The organism is Paraclostridium sp. (genome assembly GCF_051657365.1).
Lineage (GTDB): Bacteria > Bacillota > Clostridia > Peptostreptococcales > Peptostreptococcaceae > Paraclostridium.
This window is the reverse complement of record NZ_JBOFKN010000073.1, coordinates 1-22,944: the sequence shown is the minus strand read 5'-3', so window position 1 is coordinate 22,944 and position 22,944 is coordinate 1. Positions and strand designations below refer to the sequence as shown.

Annotated in this window: 22 protein-coding genes; 15 read left to right on the top strand and 7 right to left on the bottom strand. The window is 26.0% G+C overall.

Annotated features, from left to right (window positions below; translation table 11 throughout):
• Window positions 1-109: 109 nt before the first annotated feature.
• From ACRCYC_RS05175 to ACRCYC_RS05145, 7 genes are all read left to right on the top strand, one after another.
• The gene (locus tag ACRCYC_RS05175) at window positions 110-1,300 is read left to right on the top strand and encodes a pentapeptide repeat-containing protein (RefSeq protein ID WP_438618034.1); all 1,191 of its coding nucleotides are present in this window, start codon (window positions 110-112) and stop codon (window positions 1,298-1,300) included.
• A 108-nt stretch (window positions 1,301-1,408) separates the two neighbouring features.
• Window positions 1,409-1,633 (top strand): hypothetical protein, encoded by a 225-nt coding sequence (locus ACRCYC_RS05170; RefSeq protein ID WP_438618033.1) that lies wholly within the window; start codon window positions 1,409-1,411, stop codon window positions 1,631-1,633.
• Between the two features lie 86 nt (window positions 1,634-1,719).
• Complete coding sequence (locus ACRCYC_RS05165) at window positions 1,720-2,424, top strand: ABC transporter ATP-binding protein (protein ID WP_438618032.1); 705 nt, start codon at window positions 1,720-1,722, stop codon at window positions 2,422-2,424.
• A gap of 2 nt (window positions 2,425-2,426) precedes the next feature.
• Complete coding sequence (locus tag ACRCYC_RS05160) at window positions 2,427-5,648, top strand: FtsX-like permease family protein (protein ID WP_438618031.1); 3,222 nt, start codon at window positions 2,427-2,429, stop codon at window positions 5,646-5,648.
• A 15-nt stretch (window positions 5,649-5,663) separates the two neighbouring features.
• Window positions 5,664-6,359 carry a DNA/RNA nuclease SfsA gene (gene sfsA, locus ACRCYC_RS05155; RefSeq protein ID WP_438618030.1) on the top strand — a complete coding sequence of 232 codons (696 nt, stop codon included), beginning with the start codon at window positions 5,664-5,666 and terminating at the stop codon, window positions 6,357-6,359.
• Between the two features lie 151 nt (window positions 6,360-6,510).
• Entirely contained in the window at window positions 6,511-7,464 is a 954-nt protein-coding gene (locus ACRCYC_RS05150; protein WP_438618029.1) for a 3D domain-containing protein, read from the top strand.
• Between the two features lie 103 nt (window positions 7,465-7,567).
• Window positions 7,568-8,632 (top strand): M42 family metallopeptidase, encoded by a 1,065-nt coding sequence (locus tag ACRCYC_RS05145; RefSeq protein WP_438618028.1) that lies wholly within the window; start codon window positions 7,568-7,570, stop codon window positions 8,630-8,632.
• 49 nt (window positions 8,633-8,681) lie between these two features.
• Here the strand turns inward: ACRCYC_RS05145 and ACRCYC_RS05140 are convergent, their stop codons facing one another.
• The 3 genes from ACRCYC_RS05140 to ACRCYC_RS05130 all read right to left on the bottom strand — a co-directional run bounded on the left by ACRCYC_RS05140 (window position 8,682) and on the right by ACRCYC_RS05130 (window position 9,983).
• On the bottom strand, window positions 8,682-8,891 hold the full coding sequence (locus ACRCYC_RS05140; RefSeq protein ID WP_438618027.1) for a hypothetical protein: 210 nt from the start codon (window positions 8,889-8,891) through the stop codon (window positions 8,682-8,684).
• A gap of 103 nt (window positions 8,892-8,994) precedes the next feature.
• The gene (locus ACRCYC_RS05135; RefSeq protein ID WP_438618026.1) at window positions 8,995-9,504 is read right to left on the bottom strand and encodes a permease; all 510 of its coding nucleotides are present in this window, start codon (window positions 9,502-9,504) and stop codon (window positions 8,995-8,997) included.
• A complete protein-coding gene (locus ACRCYC_RS05130) occupies window positions 9,504-9,983 on the bottom strand; it encodes a permease (RefSeq protein WP_438618025.1) in 480 nt (159 codons plus the stop codon). The genes ACRCYC_RS05135 and ACRCYC_RS05130 overlap by 1 nt, the downstream gene beginning before the upstream one ends.
• Window positions 9,984-10,122: 139 nt before the next feature.
• On the opposite strand from ACRCYC_RS05130, the gene ACRCYC_RS05125 reads away from it, so the two are divergent.
• The 5 genes from ACRCYC_RS05125 to ACRCYC_RS05105 all read left to right on the top strand — a co-directional run bounded on the left by ACRCYC_RS05125 (window position 10,123) and on the right by ACRCYC_RS05105 (window position 15,688).
• Window positions 10,123-11,514: a YfcC family protein gene (locus tag ACRCYC_RS05125; protein WP_438618024.1), complete on the top strand. Its 1,392-nt coding sequence runs from the start codon at window positions 10,123-10,125 to the stop codon at window positions 11,512-11,514.
• Window positions 11,515-11,818: 304 nt separating this feature from the next.
• Window positions 11,819-13,054, top strand: a complete 1,236-nt coding sequence (gene nhaA / locus ACRCYC_RS05120; RefSeq protein WP_438618035.1) for a Na+/H+ antiporter NhaA — start codon at window positions 11,819-11,821, stop codon at window positions 13,052-13,054.
• A 129-nt stretch (window positions 13,055-13,183) separates the two neighbouring features.
• The gene (gene yqeB, locus ACRCYC_RS05115; RefSeq protein WP_438618023.1) at window positions 13,184-13,996 is read left to right on the top strand and encodes a selenium-dependent molybdenum cofactor biosynthesis protein YqeB; all 813 of its coding nucleotides are present in this window, start codon (window positions 13,184-13,186) and stop codon (window positions 13,994-13,996) included.
• Complete coding sequence (locus ACRCYC_RS05110) at window positions 13,997-14,797, top strand: XdhC family protein (RefSeq protein WP_438618022.1); 801 nt, start codon at window positions 13,997-13,999, stop codon at window positions 14,795-14,797.
• 30 nt (window positions 14,798-14,827) lie between these two features.
• Window positions 14,828-15,688: a radical SAM protein gene (locus tag ACRCYC_RS05105; protein ID WP_438618021.1), complete on the top strand. Its 861-nt coding sequence runs from the start codon at window positions 14,828-14,830 to the stop codon at window positions 15,686-15,688.
• Window positions 15,689-15,700: 12 nt separating this feature from the next.
• Here ACRCYC_RS05105 and ACRCYC_RS05100 read toward each other — a convergent pair whose 3' ends face one another.
• A complete protein-coding gene (locus tag ACRCYC_RS05100) occupies window positions 15,701-16,366 on the bottom strand; it encodes a lysophospholipid acyltransferase family protein (RefSeq protein ID WP_438618020.1) in 666 nt (221 codons plus the stop codon).
• 260 nt (window positions 16,367-16,626) lie between these two features.
• The gene (locus tag ACRCYC_RS05095; protein WP_438618019.1) at window positions 16,627-17,946 is read right to left on the bottom strand and encodes an MFS transporter; all 1,320 of its coding nucleotides are present in this window, start codon (window positions 17,944-17,946) and stop codon (window positions 16,627-16,629) included.
• A 562-nt stretch (window positions 17,947-18,508) separates the two neighbouring features.
• Between ACRCYC_RS05095 and ACRCYC_RS05090 the strand changes: the two genes are divergently transcribed.
• The 3 genes from ACRCYC_RS05090 to ACRCYC_RS05080 all read left to right on the top strand — a co-directional run bounded on the left by ACRCYC_RS05090 (window position 18,509) and on the right by ACRCYC_RS05080 (window position 21,119).
• Window positions 18,509-18,784 carry a hypothetical protein gene (locus ACRCYC_RS05090; RefSeq protein WP_438618018.1) on the top strand — a complete coding sequence of 92 codons (276 nt, stop codon included), beginning with the start codon at window positions 18,509-18,511 and terminating at the stop codon, window positions 18,782-18,784.
• 77 nt (window positions 18,785-18,861) lie between these two features.
• A complete protein-coding gene (locus ACRCYC_RS05085; protein WP_438618017.1) occupies window positions 18,862-19,095 on the top strand; it encodes a hypothetical protein in 234 nt (77 codons plus the stop codon).
• A 131-nt stretch (window positions 19,096-19,226) separates the two neighbouring features.
• Window positions 19,227-21,119: a tetratricopeptide repeat protein gene (locus ACRCYC_RS05080; RefSeq protein ID WP_438618016.1), complete on the top strand. Its 1,893-nt coding sequence runs from the start codon at window positions 19,227-19,229 to the stop codon at window positions 21,117-21,119.
• Window positions 21,120-21,199: 80 nt separating this feature from the next.
• Here the strand turns inward: ACRCYC_RS05080 and ACRCYC_RS05075 are convergent, their stop codons facing one another.
• Both ACRCYC_RS05075 and ACRCYC_RS05070 read right to left on the bottom strand, forming a co-directional pair.
• Complete coding sequence (locus ACRCYC_RS05075) at window positions 21,200-21,820, bottom strand: manganese efflux pump MntP (protein WP_438618015.1); 621 nt, start codon at window positions 21,818-21,820, stop codon at window positions 21,200-21,202.
• A gap of 227 nt (window positions 21,821-22,047) precedes the next feature.
• Entirely contained in the window at window positions 22,048-22,719 is a 672-nt protein-coding gene (locus tag ACRCYC_RS05070) for a Crp/Fnr family transcriptional regulator (protein WP_438618014.1), read from the bottom strand.
• Between the last annotated feature and the right edge of the window lie 225 nt (window positions 22,720-22,944).

Genomic DNA, 22,944 nt, shown 5'->3' with positions numbered 1-22,944 from the left:
AGGCATATAAAATATTTACTAAAAACCTTTATGGTGAATTTAGTATGTTAGATGATAAAAAATATATATGAGGAAAAATCACAAAATAAATAGTATTAGGAGAATTTATATGGCGTATATAAATTTTAAAGAAGAAGTTTTTGTAGCTAAGAAACAACTTCAAAAAAGAAAACAAAACAATAAAATTCTATTTGCTAGTATATTAAAACATAAAAATTTATTGAAAAACTATAATCCATGTGAAAAATATAGTTATAAAGTATTTAATGATAATAAATTTGGATTACCTGGTATTTTAGATGAAGATAAATTTTTAATTATAGAACGTAAAGATATAGCATGCACCAAGTTTATTGGATGTGAATTTTCAAATATAAAATTTAAAGACTGTAGATTTATAGGATGTTTATTTGAAAGTTGCGACTTTAAACAAGGAGGTGTTGCTTTTGAAAATTGTAGTTTCATAAAAGAAGATAGTTCTAACAAACCATCTTTAAATAAATATGACAATTTCACATGTAACTTTAGTAATTGTAATATTTACGCAAAATTTTCAAATTGTATTTTATCATTTGTAATTTTTGAAAATTGTAAAATACAAGATACTAATTTTGAACTAAATGATATGACTAATGCAATAATAATTAATTGCGAACTAAATATGATAATTATTTCTGATTGTGATTTATGCGGAGGTAAATTCATATCAACTTATATTGAAAATTTAGAATTTAGAGATAAATTCCAAACTAAATTAGATGAAAAAAGTTTTGTTGATAAAATTCCAATTAGATATAAAACAAGGTCAGAGTATGAAGGTATTTATATGGTCTATGAAACAATAGCAAATAAATTCAAGGAAAATTCTTTAAATAATAACTTTGGAGAATATTATTATTTATGTAAAAATGTTCAACGAAAAACACTTAAAATATTACCTAAAGTAGAATCTTATATATATTTTTTAACTTGTGGATATGGTGAAAGACCTGAATTTGCAGTGTTTTCATCTTTAGCTATAATATTTGTGTTTTCAATTATATATTTACTTGTTGGAGTAGAAATAGATAATCAAACTATTATATATGATATACATACTCTAAAAAATCTATCTTTTACTAAGTTTTTAAGTGACATTAATGAATCTATAAGTTTAAGTATAGGAGCATTTGGAGGGTTAGGAACAATTAACTGTAAACCAACTACTACTAGTTATATTTTTACAAACATAGAAATATTAATAGGAATTATTATGATGGGCTTAGGAATAGGTACTTTAACAAGAAAAGTTATAAGATAAATAAAAGGAAGCTATTAACTTAGCTTCCTTTTATTTATCTTATAACTAATGGCCTAGGTATATACATATATTTATTTGAATAAATATGTATCAAAAGGAGTGATGGTTATGAGAGGAATATTTACAAGTGTAAGAAAAGTAATAGCACTTTGTTTAACGGCTGTATTTTGTTATTTAAGTTTAAAAGGAACTATAAAGCCAAATGAATTTATACCTATATTTAGTATGGTTTTAGGTTATTACTTTGGTAAATCAACAGCTTTGGATACTCCAAAACATAAGGCGTATGATGCAAGTGAAAATGGTATTAAGTATGAAGAATTAAAAGAGTAGTTAATTTTGAATTTATAAACATGAAACCGGATTTCGTTATCATCTTAAATAGTGTATAATGACTATATGAAATAGGAGGAGATGATATGAGAGATTACATAAAATTTAAGAATGTAGAAAAAATATACAAAATGGGTGAAGTTAAAATAAATGCGCTGGATGGAGTAGATTTTTCTATTGATAAGGGCGAATTAGTTATAGTTGTTGGAGCTAGTGGTGCTGGTAAAAGTACTATACTAAATATTTTAGGAGGAATGGACTCATCAACATCTGGAACCATACTCGTAGACAATAATGATATAAGTCAGTATAGTGAAAAAGAACTAACTAAATATAGAAGACATGATATAGGTTTTGTATTTCAATTTTATAATTTAGTTCAAAATTTAACTGCTGTAGAAAATATTGAATTAGCAACTCAAATTTGTAAAAATCCATTAAATCCAAAAGATGTAATAAAGTCTGTTGGACTTGACCATAGAAAAGATAATTTTCCATCTCAATTATCTGGAGGTGAACAACAAAGAGTTGCCATAGCTAGGGCATTAGCTAAAAATCCAAAACTCTTATTATGTGATGAACCTACTGGTGCCTTAGATTACAATACTGGAAAAGCAATACTTCAAGTACTTCAAGATACTAATAAAAACTTTGGAATGACAGTTGTTATAATTACTCATAATATGGCACTAGCACCTATGGGAGATAAAGTTATAACCGTTAGAAATGGTAAAATTCATGATGTAGTTAAAAATGAAAACCCTATTCCTATAGAAAGGATAGAGTGGTAAATATGAAAAGCCCTTTACTTAAAGATACATTTAGAGAAATAAAAAAATCTAAAGGACGATTTTTATCGGTATTTGCCATAATAACATTAGGGGTTTCTTTTTTTACGGGGATAAAAGTTTCATCTCCCGTTATGGAGTTAACAGCAGATAAGTACTATGATAATAATAATTTGATGGACATATCCGTTATCTCTAATTTAGGATTAACAGATAAAGATATAACTGCAATATCTAAAATAGATACAGTTGAAAATATATATCCTACATATTCAAAAGAAGTATTAACAAGTATAGATAATAATCAATTAGTTTTAAAGGTACACGGGTTACCTCAAAATGATAAGGAATACATAAATAAAGTTAAAATAGTAACCGGCAAATATCCTACAAAACCGGATGAGTGTGTTGTAGATAATTCTCTTAATATACCTATTGGAAGCACACTAAAGCTGTATGGAGATAATAATGATAATTTAGATGATACTTTAAAACACAAAGAGTATAAAGTTGTTGGAAAAGTTAAAACACCTTATTATATATCTAGAGCAAAAGGTAGTAGTAATATAGGTAGTGGTCAGTTAGATAGTTTTATTATGGTTTTAGATAATGAATTTAAATTAGATGCATATACAGAAAGTTACATAACTGTAAAGGGAGCAAAAAATTTCAATTCATATACAAAGGAATATGAAGATGTTATAAATAAAACTGAAAATCAACTAGAATCTTTAGCTAAAACTAGATCAAATTCAAGATATGAAGAAATTGTAGAGACCGTTAACAAAGAACTAAATCAAGGAAAAGTAAATTTAAATAATAAAAAAGAAGAAGCTTATAAGGAACTTGAAAAAGCTAAGCACACACTTAAAACTGCTCAAAAAGATTTAGAAAATAATAAAAATGAATTATATAAAAAAGAAAAAGAATTTGATGAAGCTATAGCATCATCCCAATCTAAAATAAAATCAGAGGAAAGTAAATTAAATAGTAATGAAAAAGAGTTGAATAAAAAAATAGATGAATTTAATTCAAATAAAGTAGTTATTCAAAATGAAATTGAAAATGATAAAAATGCACTTAAATCAAAGGAAGATGGTATTAAAAAGATTCAAGATTATGTAATAAGTATAGAAGAATTACTTTCTAATGAATACTTAGATGATTCAAAGAGAAAAGAGCTAGAAATAATATTATCTCAAAGTAAAGAAAAATTGGAAAGATCACAGCAATCTATAAGTGAAGATGATGCAAAAATACAAGCTAAAGAAAATTTACTTATTGAAACGGAAAAAAATATTGAAACATCCAAAAGTGCAATAAATAAAGGTAGAGAAGAATTAAACATTCAAAAAAATAATATAAACGACAAGAAAAATGAATCTTTAAGTCAATTTAAAAAAGCAAAATATAAAATTGAAAAAGGTGAGACTGAACTTGAAAAAGGGGAAAATTCTTATAATCACAATAAAAAAAAGGTAGAAGATGAATTAATCAAAGCTCAAGATAAATTATCAGAAGAAGAAAATAAACTTAAAGATATAAAATCAGGTGAATGGTATATACTTGATAGGAACTCGAACTATGGATTTGTAGATTATGAAAATTCTGCAGAGAGTATAGCTTCAATTTCAAAAGTATTTCCTGTATTTTTCTTCTCATTAGCAGCACTTATATGCTTAACTACTATGACAAGAATGGTAGATGAACAAAGAATAAATATAGGGACTATGAAAGCACTAGGATATAATAAGTTCTCAATAATGCTTAAGTATATTCTATATTCACTAATAGCTAGTATAGGCGGAAGTATACTTGGAAATATTATAGGACTTACAGTATTTCCAACGATAATATACAATGCATATGCAAGTATGACTTATACTTTACCTAATGTTAGTTTAAATTTTGATGTAAATTTAGTATTGCTATCTACATTAATAGCTGTTTTAACTACTACTATAGCTTCTATATATTCTTGTTATACTGAATTAAAAGAAGTTCCATCTATACTTATGAGACCTAAGGCACCTAAAGAAGGTAAGCGAATATTACTTGAACGTATAGGTTTTATATGGAACAATTTAAACTTTATACAAAAGGTAACTTGTAGAAATATATTTAGATATAAAAAAAGATTTTTTATGACTATCATAGGAATAGCAGGATGTAGTGCTCTTTTAGTTACAGGATTTGGAATAAAAGATTCAATATCATCTATAGTTAATAATCAATATGGTAGTATAATAAAATATGATTTAACACTAACATATAGTAAGGAAATAGATAAGAACAAAAAAAGTAATGAGCTTGAATATATAAATAAAGATAACCGAATTGAAAAATATTTAAATGTAAAAAGTAAGAGCTTTAAAGTTTTAAATAATTCTATACAAAAAGATGCAAATATTATAGTTCCAGAAAATAAAGATGAACTAAATAAATTTATAAACCTTCAAAATAGGGTAAGTAATACAAAGTATACATTAAATGATAATGGAGTTTTGATAACAGAAAAATTAGCAAAATTACTTAAAGTGCATAGTGGAGATTCAATTATATTAGAAAATGCGGATAATGAAAAGTTCGAGGTGAAAATATCAGGCATAGTTGAAAATTATGTAGGACATTACATATATATGAGTGCTCCATTATATGAAAAAACATTTAAAGAAAATATTAAATTTAATCAAATATTGATAAGTACATCAGGTAGTGATAAATCTGAAGATAAGCTTGGTAAAGATATGATGAGATTAGACAATATAAGCTCAGCTTCATTTAATACAAGTGCAAAAGAATCTTTTTCAGATATGATAGCTAATTTAAATAGTGTGGTATTACTTATAATAATATCTGCTGGAGCATTAGCATTTATAGTTTTGTACAATCTTACAAATGTTAATATAAGTGAAAGAATAAGAGAAATAGCGACTATTAAAGTTCTTGGATTTTATGATAAGGAAGTATCGTCCTATGTATTTAGGGAAAATATTGTTTTGACTGTAATTGGAACTTTTTTAGGACTATTTTTAGGAATATTCTTACATCAATTTATAATGACTACTGCAGAATTAGAATTTATTATGTTTGGAAGAGAAATAAAAACTACTAGCTTTATACTATCTGCACTATTAACATTTACTTTTTCAACTTTAGTAAATTTATGTATGTATTACAAGTTGAAAAAAATAAAAATGGTTGAGTCTCTAAAATCAGTTGATTAGTAAAGGAAGAGAAAAATGATATATGAAAATATGATAAAAGCTATATTTTTAAAAAGACCAAATAGATTTATAGCTCATTGTATAGTTAATGGAAAAGAAGAAATAGTACATGTTAAAAACACCGGTAAATGTAGAGAATTATTAGTGCCAGGATGCAGTGTTTATTTACAAGAACATGATAATCCAAACAGAAAAACTAAATTTTCTTTAATAAGTGTAATAAAAGGAAATAGGCTTATCAATATGGACTCACAAGTTCCTAATAAAGTAGTTTATGAAGCTTTATTAAATAACTCTATAGTTTTGCCAGAATTAGATGAAGAAATCACTTTTATAAAATGTGAAAAAACATATAAGTCGTCTAGGTTTGATATTTATATAGAAACTAAAAATAAAAAAGCTTTTATTGAAGTTAAAGGTGTTACATTAGAAGAGGATGGAGTTGTTTTATTTCCAGATGCAAAAACAGAAAGAGGATTAAAACATATTAATGAACTTATAGAAGCTAGAAAAAATGGTTATTTAAGTTATATATTTTTCCTAGTTCAGATGGATGGAGTTAAATATTTTACACCTAACACTAAGATGCACGACGAATTTGCAAGGGCATTAGAAAATGCTAGTTTAAATGGAGTGAATATAATTTCCTATGATTGTAATGTAACTTCTGATTCCATAAGTATTAAAGAAAAAGTAAAAATAATTTTATAAGTTTTAAAATAGCGTAGTTCAGTAATTAGCTGGAGTACGCTATTTTTTTGGATGAAATATGAAATTAGTTACAAAAAGGTTACATATTCTGAAAATATCAATAATATATATTACTATACCCATTTAATAAAAGTAAGGAAGGAGATTTTTTATGGAATTAAAAAATAAAAAAAATTTAATAGGATTACTTGGTATAGTAGCTATATTTGGAGGAATATTTTTAGGATATGAAACATCAAAAAAAGACGTAAAAATAATAACTACTACAGGAATAAAAGAGATTTCTACTTTTAAATATACAATAGATGATATTATAAAAGAACATAATTTAAAATTTGATAATGATGATATAGCAAATGTAACATTAAATGGAATAAAAAAAGAAAGTATCAAATTAGAAACTAAATTAAAAGATAATATGGTTATTGAATTAATAGATGTTTGTACAGGAGTTGTATCTGAATATAAAGAAATAAACTTTGAAACTAAAATTGTAGAAGATAAAAATGTATTAAAAGGTAAATCTTTGGTATATCAAGAAGGTGAGAAAGGTAAAAATAACTTAATTTACAATGTTGTATATCATAATGGAAAACTAGTTGAAAAAAACTTTTCAAAAGAATTAGTATATAAAGATCCTAAGGATAAAATAATTTCAAAAGGAAGTAAAGTATTTGAAGAGATTGTAGTTGCTACTTCTAGAGTTGAAGCTACTCAAAAAACCTTTAATTCAGAAATTAATGATTCTATAAGTGTAAATAAAAACCAATCTAAAACTGATAATGGTAACTCAACTGAAGTTCAGACTGTCTCTGTAAATTCTAATGATAATAATTCGACGAATCATATGAGCGTAGTAGCAACAGCTTATGCTGGAGATAGTATAACATCTACAGGAACGATTCCTAAGTGGGGAACAATAGCTGTTGATCCTAGAATAATACCTTATGGTACAAAAGTATACATTCCTCAATTTGGACAAACATTTGTAGCGGAGGACTGTGGTGGAGCTATAAAAGGAAATAAGATAGATATATTTATGAATAGTGAGAATGAAGCATATGATTGGGGACGAAGAACAATAGATATATATATCCAAAGTTAATTACAAAAATACATTTTAATTAATTAGAAAATTTGGAAAATAATTGAAATAAGTAATAAATAAATATATAATTATATAAATTACATATTTAGGGGGATTAAAGATGGATAATCAATTAAAGATGTTTAAATTACTTACAGAAGCAAAAGGAGTACCGGGAAATGAGAAAGATGTGAGAGATTTAATGAAAAATTATATAAATGAATATGCAGATGAAATATATACAGATAGACTAGGTAGCCTTATATGCAAAAAAATAGGTAATGAAAATGGACCTAAAATAATGATATCTGGACATATGGATGAAATAGGATTTTTAGTAACTAACATAGATGAAAAAGGATTTATAACTTTTCAAACACTAGGTGGATGGAATGGAAAAGTAATGTTAAGTCAAAGAGTTACAATAACTACTTCTAAAGGTGATGAATACATAGGAATAATAAGTGGTAAGCCAAGCAAGGAAGCTAGTGAATCTATAGATAAAGACAATATGTTTATAGATATAGGTGTTAGTTCAAAAGAAGAAGTTGAAGATTTAGGTATAAGACAAGGTGATATGATTACTCCATACTTTGAATTTTCTAAAATGGCTAATCCAAAATATTTGGTTGCTAAGGCTTGGGATGATAGAGTAGGTTGTGCTCTGTGTATAGATATTTTAAAAGCATTAAAAGAGCAAAAACATGATAATATTGTATATGCAGTAGGTACAGTGCAAGAAGAAGTTGGATGTAGAGGAGCAAAAACTGCATCTAATGTAGTTAATCCGGATATAGGGTTTTCATTAGATGTTAGTATAGCTAATGACACGCCTGGTAGTAATACTCGATTAGGAGATGGAAAGCTTGGAGATGGGCCACAAATACATATATTTGATGGAGGACTAGTAGGTCATGTAGGCCTTAAAAATTATTTAGTTAATTTAGCAAAAGATCTTGAAATACCTTATCAGATAAATGCTCTTCCATTTGGAGGTACAGATGCAAGTCAAATGCATGTAGCACATAATGGAGCTCCTTGTATAAGTATTGGAATACCTACAAGATATATACATTCACATGCTAGTATAATACATAAGGATGATTATGATAATACAGTAAAACTTATAAGTGAATTCATAAAAAAATTAAATAGTGATGAGTATGTCTCTATACTAGATATTTAGCCAATATAAAAATATACCACCCTATTTAAGGATGGTATATTTTTATATGCTATTCTATTTTATATACGCATTGTATTGAAGCTTTATTAAATCCATATAATTCAATGAGTTTTTCATGTACTATAAAAATATCTTTTCCATATTCGTTAACTATGATATCACATGTTTTTTTAAAGTCTTCACATGTTATAGATGAGTCATTAATAGTTAATTTGTAACCTAAGTCTTTTTGTAAAACTACATATACATTAGATGCCATTTAAACACCTCCGAACATTTATCTAACTATAATAAACTTATTCTTGCAATTAAATTTATGATAATCAAAATTAAATTATGCAAATAAATTATTTAAGTAAACTTTAATTTATATGATTTCTTCTATTTATAAGAAAATTAACTAGAAATCCCATAATTATAACTGCAGGAACATTTATTATAAACCGTAAAAGTGTAAATTCATATCCAAGTGAACTAATTTCAAATAATAAAGTAGACAGCTTAGTTACACACCAAGCATTTAAAAATATTATTATATTAGATAACTTAACCCCTTTTCGACTTAATACTTCAACAAATGGAAAAGCTGCATACATAGGACCAGCTGCAAAAAATGCAATTAAAAATGATAATGCTATTCCTATAATTCCAGAATTACAGCCCATATATTTTATAAAATATTCACGAGGTATCCATATATCTAAAAGAGATAAAATTACCATTACAGCAGGTAATATAGATAACATTTGAAAAATATTTGATAGAGCATTATTTAATATAGTACAACCGAATTCAGGATATTTAATCCATATTAGTATACAAAATAAAAAGCTTATTAAAAAGTACTTATATCTCGCTACTATAATTTTCATTAACCCAAAATACCTCCTATAATAATAGCTACTATAAATGAAAATATAAATGCTAGTAAATTTCGATAAAAAGCACATTTTTTACCTAAAAATTTAGATTCTAAAGGGAAAGTTAAGATACCAACCATAGTTGAAGTTGATATAAAAGCTGCTACTTGAGCATATCCAGTTCCATTTTTTAATAATATATCACCTGTAGAAAATGCAATAAAGGTAGGCATTGTCGTAATAGATCCTAATATAGATGAAATAGTTATTCCTTTCAAATAGGAACTTGGACCAATAAGATTAGATACAGAAGTTGGATTTAATATAGATAAAACTATGCTTATAGATATTACTATAAATAAAAACTGAGGCATTATTCTTTCTAATGATGTAAGTCCATTCATAAAAGCCTTCTTTGTTTTAACTTTATCCTTTGAAAAAGAAATAATAAGTAAAGCTATGCAAATTCCATACAAAATAAAAGATATCATAAAAGTTCCCCCTTATTATGCTTAGATATAATATGAAATTTGTAAAATATTAGTGATATATTTTATTGCTTAAAATTTTAAAAATGGTAATAACTAATACAAACAAAGGTTTTATCTTAAGGAGGTATTAGCATTTGATATGGAAAAGCAAAGAAAATTAGTAATACCACATACATTTACAATAATATTTTTACTTATAGTATTTATGGCTATATTAACTTGGATAGTTCCAAGTGGTGAGTTTAAACGAAAAGAAGTAGATAATAGGTTAGTTGTTGTTCCTGGAACTTATCAAACAGTAACTAGATCTCCACAAGGAATAGAAGCTATATTTAAAGCTCCTATAGATGGATTTATAGATGCTGCTGAAATAGTTGGATTTGTTTTATTGGTTGGAGGATCTTTTGGAATAGTTAACAAAACAGGTGCTATTGAAGCAGGTATAAATGAAGTTATAAAGAAGCTTAAGGGAAAAGAAATTATAATAATTCCTATATCTATGATACTATTTGGGTTAGGTGGTACAATTTTTGGTATGTCAGAGGAAACTCTCCCATTTTATATGATATTTATACCTCTTATGTTATCTATTGGATATGATTCTTTAACTGCAATTTCAACTGTATTTTTAGGTGCTGGAGTTGGTACAATAGCATCTACAATAAATCCATTTTCTGTTGGTATAGCTCAAGCTTTAGCTCAAATAGCTCCAGGGTCTGGTATAGGTTTTAGAGTAGTAACTTTTATAGTATTAATGACTATAGCTATTACAATGGTCGTAATGTATGCTAATAAAATTAAAAAACAACCTACAAGGTCAATAGTTTATGAAATTGATTTAAAAACTAAACAACACCTTGAATTAGAATCTTCTAATATGAAAGATTTTACACTTAAAGAAGTTGGAGTGCTAATTATATTTACTATAGGTATGATTACTATGATTTGGGGCGTATTAAATTTAGGTTGGTATATATCTGAAATAGCTATGATATTTATAGCTATAGGTATTTTATCGGGTATAATAGGAGGTATAAGCCAAGAAGATATAGCTATATCTTTTATAGAAGGATCTAAAGATTTAGTTTCTGCAGCACTTGCAATAGCACTTGCTCGTGGAATTGTTATAATAGCTAAAAATGGATTTATAATAGATACTATGCTAAATTCCGCCGCAGGATTCCTTCAGATTTTACCTAAGCCTATATTTGTTAACTTAACATTAATTATAGAAGCTTTACTAGCATTTTTAATACCATCTTCATCCGGATTGGCATCGCTTACAATACCTGTACTAGCTCCATTATCAGACTTAGTTGGAGTTTCAGTTCAATTAATAGTCGTAGCTTATCAATTTGGAGTTGGACTTACAAATTTGATTACTCCTACTTCTGGAATTTTAATGGGTGCACTAGCACTTGCAAATATTCCTTATTCTAAGTGGATAAGATATATATTACCTATATTTTCAATTTTGATATTAGCATGTATGTTAATTTTAACAATCGGACAAATAATTGGATTTAAATAAAAATAGATAGTCATCAATTATTATAATTGATGACTATCTATTTTTATTTGAACCATAAAGTAACAAATATTTTAATATTTAATCGTTTTAAAATTAAATGTTTATTATATTAAGTGATATTGTTTTTAAAATACGAATAAAAAAATTAAAATAGGTTTTTTTGTATTAAAAAATCGAAAAAAGTCAAACGATTTTTACTTAATATGATGATTAACTACTAGAAATACGAACTATATTGTACTAGAATTAATGTTGAGTTTTGATATTGCACAATGATTAAAGGGGATGATGAAAATGAGTTTAAATTGTCAAAACATCAAAGGGTTTAATACAACTAATAAAAAAAGAGGGAGTTTTATTCAATCTGAGGCATTTACCAGGCGCATTACTTTGCTTAGCAACTATCATAGCGTTAATAACTGCTAATAGTCCTTTTAAAAATTTGTATCACTATTTATTTGAAGAAGTTACTGTATTTAATCATTTCAATATTCATATGATTATTAATGATTTTTTTATGGCTATATTCTTTTTAGTAGTTGGATGTGAAATAAAAAGGGAAATTTTATATGGTCACCTTTCAAATATAAAAAAAGCTGCATTTCCAATTCTTGCTGCTTGTGGAGGAGTTATTTTCCCAGCTATAATATTTTTTATATTTAATTTATCAACACCATATTCTTCAGGCGTTGGAATTCCCATATCTACAGATATTGCTTTTGCTGTTGGAGTATTTATGATATTTAAAAATAAATTAAATCCTTCATTAAAGGTATTTTTATTATCATTAGCAGTCGTAGATGATTTACTATCAATACTTATGATAGCGGTTTTATATTCATCTAATTTCAATTATTATGCTTTAGGATTTGCATTATTAATTGTAAGTTTTATAGCGTTATTAAACAAACTAAATAAACATAATTCGGTAATTTTATATTTATTATTAGGTTTGTTTTTATGGGTAGCAATATACTTAAGTGGTATACACGCAACTATAGCTGGAGTTATATTAGCTATGATGCTACCAACTAAAACAAAGTATCAAAATAATAAACATAGTATATCTGAAAAAATAGAACATTACTTTACACCATTATGCAATTTTATTATATTACCGCTATTCGCTTTTTCTAATACAGGTATAAGTCTAGATATAAGCTTTGATATGGTTAATGCTAATAATTTGATGAATGGTATAATTTTAGGACTTGTTCTAGGTAAGCCTATAGGAATTATGATTTTTACATATTTAGCTACAAAGCTTCATATTGCAGAAAAACCAAGAGATGCTAGATGGTCATCAATATTTTTAGTTTCTTTAATAGCAGGTATAGGGTTTACGATGTCTATATTTGTAACAGAAATAGCTTTTGAGGGTAATTTACAAGTTATAAATTTAGCAAAAGTATCTATACTTATAGCTTCTATTATTTCTTGTACCTTAGCTTATATAGGGATAGAAACAATGCCAAATATAGTTAGTATCTATTCCAAATCAATACTTAAAAAATCAAAAAAACTAGCTCTAAACAAATAAATAAAAAGTGGGTATCTTTAACTTTAGATATCCACTTTTTATTTATGTAATTATGTAAAATTAATATAATATATATATATCTTATTGTATAATAGTATTATAAAGACAGATATTGATAATGGAGGACCAATGATTAATGATCTTGTTATAATTAGAGGTGCAGGAGATATAGCATCTGGTGTGATACATAAACTAAATAGATGTGGATTTAACGTTTTAGCCTTAGAAGTTAAAATTCCTTTGTCGATAAGAAGAAAGGTATGTTTTAGTGAAGCAATTTATGAGGATGAAGTATGTATAGAAAATGTTATATGTAAATTTGTAAAAAACAAAGAAGAAATACATGATGCTTTTAAGTTGAAAAAAGCATGTGTTGCAATAGATCCAGAAGGTAGTTTAATAAAAAAGTTAAAACCAAAGGTAGTTATAGACGCAATAATAGCAAAAAAAAATATAGGAACTAATATAGATATGGCTCCTATTACAATAGGTCTTGGTCCTGGGTTTACAGTAGGTAGTGATGTTGATTTTGTAGTAGAAACAATGAGAGGTCATGATTTAGGTAAAGTAATAAATCGAGGATGTGCAATTAAAAATACAGGCATTCCTGGAAGTATAAATGGATTTAGTAAAGAACGAGTTATATACTCAAAACAATCAGGTACTATAAAAAACATTTGTGAGATAGGTGAAATTGTTAAAAAAAATCAGGTTATCGCTATTATAAATCATGGTGATGAAAATACTGAAATATTAGCTACTATGGATGGTCTTTTAAGAGGTATTATACGAGATGGAAGTTTTGTATATGAAAATCTTAAAATTGCTGATATAGATCCTAGAGTTGATGAAGTTAAAAACAGTGATACTATATCAGATAAAGCAAGGTGTATAGCAGGAGGAGTATTAGAAGCTATTTTAATGAATTGGAGTGATATATAAATGCATGAAGATATATTAAAGAAAATATATGAAGAATTAGAATTAGGAAATAGAGTTTGCTTTGTCACACTTACAGAAGTTAAAGGGTCTAGCCCAGGTAAGCAAGGTGCCACTATGGCATTTTTTAAAGATGAAACTATAATGGGAACTATTGGTGGCGGAATGGTTGAACATATTGTTATAAAAAAATGTAGACAATGTTTAGAAAGTGGAAATGATTTAAACTTTGAATATTCTCTAAATGATGAGTCATTAGAAACTACAATGAAATGTGGGGGATATATAAAAGGGTATATAAAAGTATTTAACCCAAAGCCTAAGCTTTTAATTATTGGAGGCGGACATGTAGGACATGCTATATACAATGTATCAAAGAGTTTAGATTTTTACTCTATAGTAGTAGATGACAGAGAAGAATTTGCCAATGAAGAAAGATTTAAAGGTATAGACGAAATTTATTCTGGAAATATAGATGAAATTTTAAAAAATATTAGTTTAAGTGATAATACGTATATAGTTATAGCTACTCGAGGTTATGAAAAAGATATAGAAGCTTTACGATCTATTATAAACTCAGATGTAGCTTATATTGGAATGATCGGAAGTAAGAAAAAGTGGATAAACTTAAAAGAAGAACTTATAGGTGAAGGTATTAGCTTAGATAAATTAAATAATGTATATGCACCTGTAGGTCTTAATATATCCTCTAGCAGTGTTGAAGAGATAGCCTTTGGGATAATGGCTGAAATATTATTAGTTAAAAATAACGGAGAACTTTCCCATAGAAAAGATAAAAGGTAATAATCTTTATTATAAAGAGGTGTTGTAATTATGATAGATAGATATAACAGAGATATAAACAAAATTGCTATATCATTAGGCTCTGATGCGATTTTGAGCAATGAGGATATAAAGTTTGCTGTAAAAAGTTTATGTAATCTAGGCATTAATATTATAGAGTTAGATATTGAAGGTGATGTAGATAGACTAAATATATATGATTTAATTTATTACTTTAAAAGTGAATGTAGAGTAGAAACTATTGGAATAGTAAGTGATGGTTTTGGAATAAAAAACAAAGTTGACAAATTAAAATCTTATGGACTTACAGATATTTCTATACGATTAGAATCTCTAAAACAATATAAATATAAACAGTTAAATCATAATATAAATATAAATGAAGTTTTGGAAACCCTTGAGAAGTGTATAACATCTAATATAAATACTAAAATAATTTGTACGCTCATAAATGATTTTAATGTTGACGAAATGCTTGATTTTATTAATTTAAGTAAATCATTACCAATAGAAGTTTCTTTTGCTGAATTGATTCCAGATGCTAGTTGTATGAAATTTTTTAAACAAGGATATGTAAATATACAAAACATATTAAATAACGCAGATAGTTTGCAAGAAAAAAATTATGTAAACAAAAGATATAGATATTATAAGTTAAGTGATTCTAATGGACTCATAAGTATAGATACACATAATGATTTTAATGTATGCAAAGGATGTAATGAAATTATTTTAGATATAAATGGATATTTAAAGACATGCATCCATGCTAATTCAGGAATTGATATAAAAAATTATATAAATAAGCCTCTTATGTTTAAAGAAGTAGTAAAACAAGCTATATATACAAAAGATAAAAATAATATTGAAGGCGGAGCGCGTTATATTTAAAAAATGCAGCATCTATATAGATGCTGCATTTTTTAAACTATTATTAAATTCTAAAATAGATTTTATCATATCTTCTCGTATACTTTCACTCAAATCAGAAGTTTTTATTTTAGGATTATGTATATGACTATATACTGGATCTAAAAATTCTATTTCTACATTTGTAGATTTTATTTTTCCAATAGGCTCATAGCCACTATAAGTTTCTTTAGAATTTTTTATAACTAAAGGTACAATAGGACATTTAGCTTTGTATGCAATTTTTAACGCTCCACTTTTAAACTCTGATACCAAAGAATGTGGATCTCTGATCCATGTTAAGTCACCTTCAGGAAAGATTGCCATACTGTGGCCATCTTTTATAGTATTAGAAGCCTCTATAATGCTTTTTAAACCTTCTCGGTTGTTATGTCTATTAATATATACACTTTTTATAACAGACGCCCATTTATTAACTATAGGCATGCTTTTCCAAATAGGTTCATCAGCTATAACACAACCTATAGGTCTGTCAACACTAGCAATTAATATATAACTATCTAACATACTAGAATGATTTACAACAAATAGTACTGGTTCTTTTGGTATTTTATCTTTACCTACTATATTAATATTAATATTTACCAACTTTAAAGAATTTCCAGCTTGCTTTTTTAAAAAACTAAATTTATTTTCCATACTAAAATTACTAGGGGATTTGAAAATTTTATTCAATTTAAATATTGATAATATAAAACCTATAATTTGAAAAATAGCAAACTTAATATAATTAAACACCTCTATCCATCTCCCTTTTACACTATATATTCAATATCTTAACATTTAGTTATATACTAGAAAGATTTTATCATAAAATAAAATTTAATAAAAGGGGTATTTTGAGCACAAAAAAGGAACTATCTATTAAAAGATAATTCCTTTTTTAATTTAATTAAATCTTATGCAGCTTCATTTTTTGTCTTGTCATGTCCATGTCTATTATATTTTTTAGTATATACAACTAATAGTAAAATTGCTGCTAATGAATATATAACTGCTGTTATGTAATAAGCCTTTGAGTAGCCTCCAGGTAATTTAAATAAGAATAATTTAGTAAACTGACCTGCTATTATAGAAGTGACTCCACCTGCTACAAATATTAAAGAGTTATACGCAGGTCTTGTATTTTTATCAACAAATTCCATTGGAAGTGAGTTCATTATTGGATTTGCGCAGTTCATAAATCCAGATCTAAAAAATAACCCAGCTCCAACAGCTAAAACCATTGTTCCTCCAAAGACTTTACCATTAGCTATTATTAACATAAATGGTATAGATAAAAGTGCTAAACCTCCAAGAGCTATAACATTACCAAGTTTTTTAACTACCCAAGGTGATATAAATAAGAATATTACCATGGCAAAATATTGATATGATACTAGTTGTGAAGTAGTAGCTCTTGAAATACCCAGTTCATTATTTAAAAATACTGAAAAATAAGGAACAATTAATGAGGCCCCAAATCTTATCATTGCAAAATATACTAACCATAATAAAACATATTTATTTTTAAATATAGACCAATCAAATTTTCTTTTTTCTTGAGTTTCTTCATAGTAATCTGATTTTTTCTCTTTTATAAATAAAAGTGGAATAAGAGAAAGTGCTGCAATTACAACAAACATAAGTAACACATCTCTTTGAGCTAATATAAATTGATGGAGGTGAGAAGATGACATTCCTTTTATATTTTCTGTTAACAAACTAGCACTATCATTTGAAATCCCTAATCTAGAAGCTAATCTAGCAACAGAAAGAGTACCACCAAACCAAGTCGCAATAGTCATTCCAACTACATTAATATACATTGCTCTTGAAAAAACTTTAGTTCTATCTTTTTCCTCAGTATAGGCTGTAAGATACGGAGGAAGAACTACGTCAAATAATGTTACACCAACAAGAATTGCTAGTGTAGCTATTGGATATATAAGGTTTACATTTACATAAGAAATAGATAATAATGCAATTATAATCATTAATGGTCCAGTTATTATAATTTTTTTATATCCCAACTTTGGAACTAATAGTAATATTGCTGCACATACGAAGCTACTAACCCCCATGTATGAAGAGAATGAACTTGCTGTAGAAATATTAACTTGCTGTAAAAAGGTAACTAATACATCAAATGCTACCCCACTCATAAGTCCCATAAAAGCATAGCTGATAATATAAGCCCAACTATTAAAATTAAAACGTTTTAACTCTTGTTGATTCATAAAATAACCTCTCATTTCATAAAATTTTATTATTGAAATCAAAACAGTTAGGAAAATGTTTCCTTATTGTTGGTTTAATTTTACACCGTTTGGAAAATTTTGCAATATAAAATGGAATTAAAAGAAAATAATACAAATTCTGTAAAGTCAAAAAAATAACAATATATTTTATAGGTATTCATTAGAAATGTATTCTGTATATAATAAAATAATTCTGTTAACAAATATTTAAAATGTATGTTTATTTTCATAATTTTTTTATTAAAACAAATATATATTTACTTTATATTTAAAAATGTTTTATATAGAATATTCGTAAGATTCTATATAAAATTAAATATGCAAAACACTATGTAATTTTCAATCTTTTTGCAAGTTAATTTTAATTGTAAAAAATAGGTTAAATTTTCCGTAATCATTATAAAAGCTTGATAAATTAAAGTTATATTTTTAAAAACACCTATCATATTATTAATTAAATAGATTAATTTTAAGTGTTAAATTATACATATAAATATAATTGTAAGTTTAATTAAAAATTGTAAAAATAGAGGTGAATTAAATGGCTAATAAATTTAATAATGTGGAAGAAGATAGGCTTTTCAGAATAAGAATTTTATCCAATGAAGGGGATAAAATAAGTCTTAAATTTCCCGTTGAATTTGTAAAGAGAATGGTTAAAGTAAATGGATTTAATTGGCTAAATTTCAAAAGTGATTTAGTTGATAATGAAAACTTATCTAAAATAGTGATTCATGCACTTGATTCAAACTTGAGTGGCAACATTGCTAATATACAAACTAAAAATAATGATTCAATAAAAATAAGTATAGATTAATATTTTATCTTGAATTAATATATACATTTTCCTATAATATAATGATAGCTTTAAATTATTATCGAAAGGAATTAAATATGAAAAATTTAAAAATCAAGTTAACTAAAGATGATTTTAATTTTAGATTTAAACAGTATGAAGGAACTTATTTTTTCGGCGATGTTGATGAAGAAAAACAAATTGTAAAGTATAAAATAACTAAAGATAATGAAGGATTAGAGTTGAAAGAATTTGGGAATACACATATAAAAGATAACATGTTATATATTCCTCAGATAGAAGCTTATATAGACTTAAGTACTATAAAATAAAAGATATCACCGAATATTAATTTTCGGTGATATTTTTTATTTTATATTTATATAAAGTTTAGACAATATAAGTTAATTAATATGGTAAAATATTGTAAAGAGAAATATTAAAGGTAGGTATGGAGTAATATATGAATAACATTAAATTTTCAATAAAAAAAATTAAGGGGATACCAACAGATCCTAAAGTTTTATATACAAAATCAATTCTTTATATGAAATTAGGTAAAATAGATGATGCTATGGAATTATTGACACAAGCTTCTATAAATAATTATAATAAGGCTCAGTATACTTTAGCTAAACTTTACCAAAGTGAAGACAATATAGAGGAAGCTGAAAAGTGGTTTAAACTAGCTTTTAAAAATGATATAGAAGAAGCTGCTTATGAATTAGGTAACATATATTATAGGCTAAATGCTTATGAATATGCTATTTATTGGTATGAAAAAATAGCAATTTTAGGTCACTTAAATGCTCAAAATAATCTAGGGGTAGTACATTACAAGTTAAGCGACTATAAAAGGTCAATAAAATGGTTAAATGAAGCTTGTGATGGAAAGTTATCTGATGCATTTTATAATTTAGGGGTTTTGTATACAAATTTAAATGATTTAGAAAAAGCATCAGATAGTTATATGCGAGGTGCTATACTAGGGAATGATTATGCAAAGTTTAACTTAGCACTTATACATCAATCAAATGAAAATTATAAAGAGGCTGTATCTTATTATAAACAATTATACAAAATTGGATATGAAAAAGCTTGTTTTAACTTAGGATTATTATTAGAAATAAATGAAGAATTAGATGAAGCTAAAATATATTATAAAAAAGGTGCAGAAAATGGCAATATACATTGTCATTACAGATTAGGTTGTGTATATGATGAACAAGAAAATTATGAGGAAGCGAAAAAGCACTATCAAGAAGCATATGATAAAAAAATTTCTTTAGCAGGATATAAACTAGGTAATATATATAATCGAGATAGCAATCTTGTTGAAGCGAAAATGTATTATCAAGAAGCATCTGAAAATAATATTATACAGGCTACTAACAACTTAGCAGGAATTTTATTTGAAGAAAAAAATTATAAAGAAGCTATAAGTTTATATGAAAAAGCTATTGGCAATGGAGTAAAAGAAGCTATTGAAAATATAGGCGATTTATATATTCAAATAGGTGAAATAGATAAAGCTATAGAATATTATTTAGATATAGATGATTATTTATCAGTTCAAATAAAATTAGCTGCTATATATGTAGATTTACATCAATCAGATAAAGCTATATATTATTATAACAGAGCGGTAAATAATGATGATGTAGAATCATTATATAAACTAGGACTTCTATATGAAAACCTTGAAAATTATAAACAAGCAAGTAATTATTATGAACAAGCAGTTGATAAGGAGCACATAAATGCTAGGATACATCTAGGAAAACTAGCATTTGAGGATGGAAATTATGAGTTAGCAAAAAAAATGTTTGAGGTTCCTGCAAATGAAGATAATATTTATTCGCAACATATGTTAGGAATAATATATAGTATTTATTATAAGGATTATGTAAGTGCTAAATATTGGTATGAAAAACCAAGACTAAACGAGTGTATAGAATCTATATTTAACTTAGGGCAATTAAGTTTAAAGCTAAATGAAGATTCAGAAGCTGAGAAATACTTTAAGGAAGGAGCTAAATTGGGTAATAAAAAATGTGAGTATATGTTAGCTAGTTTATATTACAAAAAAAGTTATGAAACGTATAAACTATTAGCTAATGAAAACTATGATAATAGTGAAGAGGTATTTAACAAATTACCTGAATTAAGTTTGAATTTAGACCAAATTCTAATAGCTCCTTTTCAAATTATAGATAGTGAAATAGATGAGGATGAGTACGTTCCAAAATATATACTTTATATAGATGAAGATTTAAATAGTTTATTTGAGTGTAAATTAAATAATATGATTGTAGATGGAAATATGGAGTTTGATATAGATAATATTACTAAATAGATTTTAAAAATGGATAAAAAAGAAGCCTCGAACAAATGTTCTCGAGGCCTTTTTTATCCATTTTATTTAAAATGACTTAATTATTTAAAAAAATTAGATATAAATTCTGTATGTTCATTAAATATATTAAGTCCAATACAAATAAGTATTATCCCCCCTATAATTTCAGCATAATTTTTAAGTATAGGTCCTATTTGCTTACCGATTAATACTCCTATAAAACATACTAAAAAAGTAATTACAGCTATAGCGCTAACCACAGGTATTATAGAGATATTTAAAAATGCAAAGCTTACACCTACTGCAAGAGCATCAATACTAGTAGCTACAGATAAAACTAATAAATCCTTCATTTTTATGTCATATTCATTTATATCTCTACTTAATTCACATCCATCTAAATCTATTGCAATTTCATCTGCATTATTACCTTTTATAGATTCATAAATCATTTTAATTCCCAAGAATGATAGTAAAATAAGAGCAATCCAATGATCAAAAGATTTTATGTAACTTTCAAAACTAATTCCTAGTGCCCAACCAATTAAAGGCATCCCACCTTGAAATAAACCAAAGAAAAAGGCTATTTTAAAAGCTAACTTTGTACTTATATTTTTTAGGGTCATCCCCTTTGTTATAGATACTGCAAAAGCATCCATCGATAATGCAAATGAAGTAAGTAAAATTGATACTAAACTCATAATGTTATTCCTCCTTAACTTTTTATAATATGCACAAAAAAAACGAGACTTATACACGAATTTTATCGTGTATGAGTCTCGTTATTTAAGATTAGACCAGACTTTAATAAGCCATTATGTTGATCTAATCACACATTTGTGCTAACTACTCCCTCAACAAGAGTAAATAAAGTTTATTCAATTCTTTATAATTTTACCTGAAAAAATAATATATGTCAATTTATAAATTATAATTGGCTTATGTAGTTTAATTTCTCTCTATTAATTATAGTTATCTTACCTCTTTGAGTAGTTATAATATCCTTATTTTTAAAATCCATAAGAATTCTAGTAACTACCTCTCTGCTAGTTCCTAGTTCTTGTGAAATTCGTTCTTGTGTTAGATATAAAAAGTTACTATTATTAATTTTTCTAGAAGCATCTATCAAGTATTTTGATATTCTAACATCCATACGTTCAAAAGCTATTTCTTCCAATAAATTAATAACGTCTATATATTTTTGAAATAGATTATTTACCATATATTTTTGAAAATCCAATGTATTATATATATACTTATTGAAGATATCATTGGGTATAAATACTATTTTAGCAGTGTCTATGACTTCAGCGAATGCAGGAAAAGTTTCGTTTGTTAACATACAAGATATAGACAGGTAACAAGTATCTCCACTAGATAATTTATATAAAGTTACTTCTTTACCTTTATCTGATATTTTATATACTCTTATAATTCCTTTTAATATCAACGAAAATCCGCTACATTGTCCACCTTTACCCATTATTTGATAACTAGATTCAAAATTCTCAACGATTAAATTAGATTTTAAAATATTTTTACCATAATCATCTAAGTTATTAATAAAACTATAAGTATTGCATAATTCATTAAAAATCATCGTATAATTCCCCCTAACATATAATCTTATGTATTAGTCAACATACATTTTAACATAATTTAAAAGTAAAGTATTTAAGTAAATTATTTCTAGATATGCTATATTGCTGTTTTTACGTAAATTTGAATTATTTTATCATAATTTATATTAAAGTAACATTTTAATTGTAATATTAATAATATTTATTAAGATTAATTTTAAAGCTATTAAAAATACTCTTTACTA

Coding starts and splice junctions, on each gene's coding strand:
- ACRCYC_RS05175 (WP_438618034.1), top strand. CDS start 110: ATGGCGTATATAAATTTTAAAGAAGAAGTTTTTGTAGCTAAGAAACAA.
- ACRCYC_RS05170 (WP_438618033.1), top strand. CDS start 1,409: ATGAGAGGAATATTTACAAGTGTAAGAAAAGTAATAGCACTTTGTTTA.
- ACRCYC_RS05165 (WP_438618032.1), top strand. CDS start 1,720: ATGAGAGATTACATAAAATTTAAGAATGTAGAAAAAATATACAAAATG.
- ACRCYC_RS05160 (WP_438618031.1), top strand. CDS start 2,427: ATGAAAAGCCCTTTACTTAAAGATACATTTAGAGAAATAAAAAAATCT.
- sfsA (WP_438618030.1), top strand. CDS start 5,664: ATGATATATGAAAATATGATAAAAGCTATATTTTTAAAAAGACCAAAT.
- ACRCYC_RS05150 (WP_438618029.1), top strand. CDS start 6,511: ATGGAATTAAAAAATAAAAAAAATTTAATAGGATTACTTGGTATAGTA.
- ACRCYC_RS05145 (WP_438618028.1), top strand. CDS start 7,568: ATGGATAATCAATTAAAGATGTTTAAATTACTTACAGAAGCAAAAGGA.
- ACRCYC_RS05140 (WP_438618027.1), bottom strand. CDS start 8,891: ATGGCATCTAATGTATATGTAGTTTTACAAAAAGACTTAGGTTACAAA.
- ACRCYC_RS05135 (WP_438618026.1), bottom strand. CDS start 9,504: ATGAAAATTATAGTAGCGAGATATAAGTACTTTTTAATAAGCTTTTTA.
- ACRCYC_RS05130 (WP_438618025.1), bottom strand. CDS start 9,983: ATGATATCTTTTATTTTGTATGGAATTTGCATAGCTTTACTTATTATT.
- ACRCYC_RS05125 (WP_438618024.1), top strand. CDS start 10,123: ATGGAAAAGCAAAGAAAATTAGTAATACCACATACATTTACAATAATA.
- yqeB (WP_438618023.1), top strand. CDS start 13,184: ATGATTAATGATCTTGTTATAATTAGAGGTGCAGGAGATATAGCATCT.
- ACRCYC_RS05110 (WP_438618022.1), top strand. CDS start 13,997: ATGCATGAAGATATATTAAAGAAAATATATGAAGAATTAGAATTAGGA.
- ACRCYC_RS05105 (WP_438618021.1), top strand. CDS start 14,828: ATGATAGATAGATATAACAGAGATATAAACAAAATTGCTATATCATTA.
- ACRCYC_RS05100 (WP_438618020.1), bottom strand. CDS start 16,366: ATGGAAAATAAATTTAGTTTTTTAAAAAAGCAAGCTGGAAATTCTTTA.
- ACRCYC_RS05095 (WP_438618019.1), bottom strand. CDS start 17,946: ATGAATCAACAAGAGTTAAAACGTTTTAATTTTAATAGTTGGGCTTAT.
- ACRCYC_RS05090 (WP_438618018.1), top strand. CDS start 18,509: ATGGCTAATAAATTTAATAATGTGGAAGAAGATAGGCTTTTCAGAATA.
- ACRCYC_RS05085 (WP_438618017.1), top strand. CDS start 18,862: ATGAAAAATTTAAAAATCAAGTTAACTAAAGATGATTTTAATTTTAGA.
- ACRCYC_RS05080 (WP_438618016.1), top strand. CDS start 19,227: ATGAATAACATTAAATTTTCAATAAAAAAAATTAAGGGGATACCAACA.
- ACRCYC_RS05075 (WP_438618015.1), bottom strand. CDS start 21,820: ATGAGTTTAGTATCAATTTTACTTACTTCATTTGCATTATCGATGGAT.
- ACRCYC_RS05070 (WP_438618014.1), bottom strand. CDS start 22,719: ATGATTTTTAATGAATTATGCAATACTTATAGTTTTATTAATAACTTA.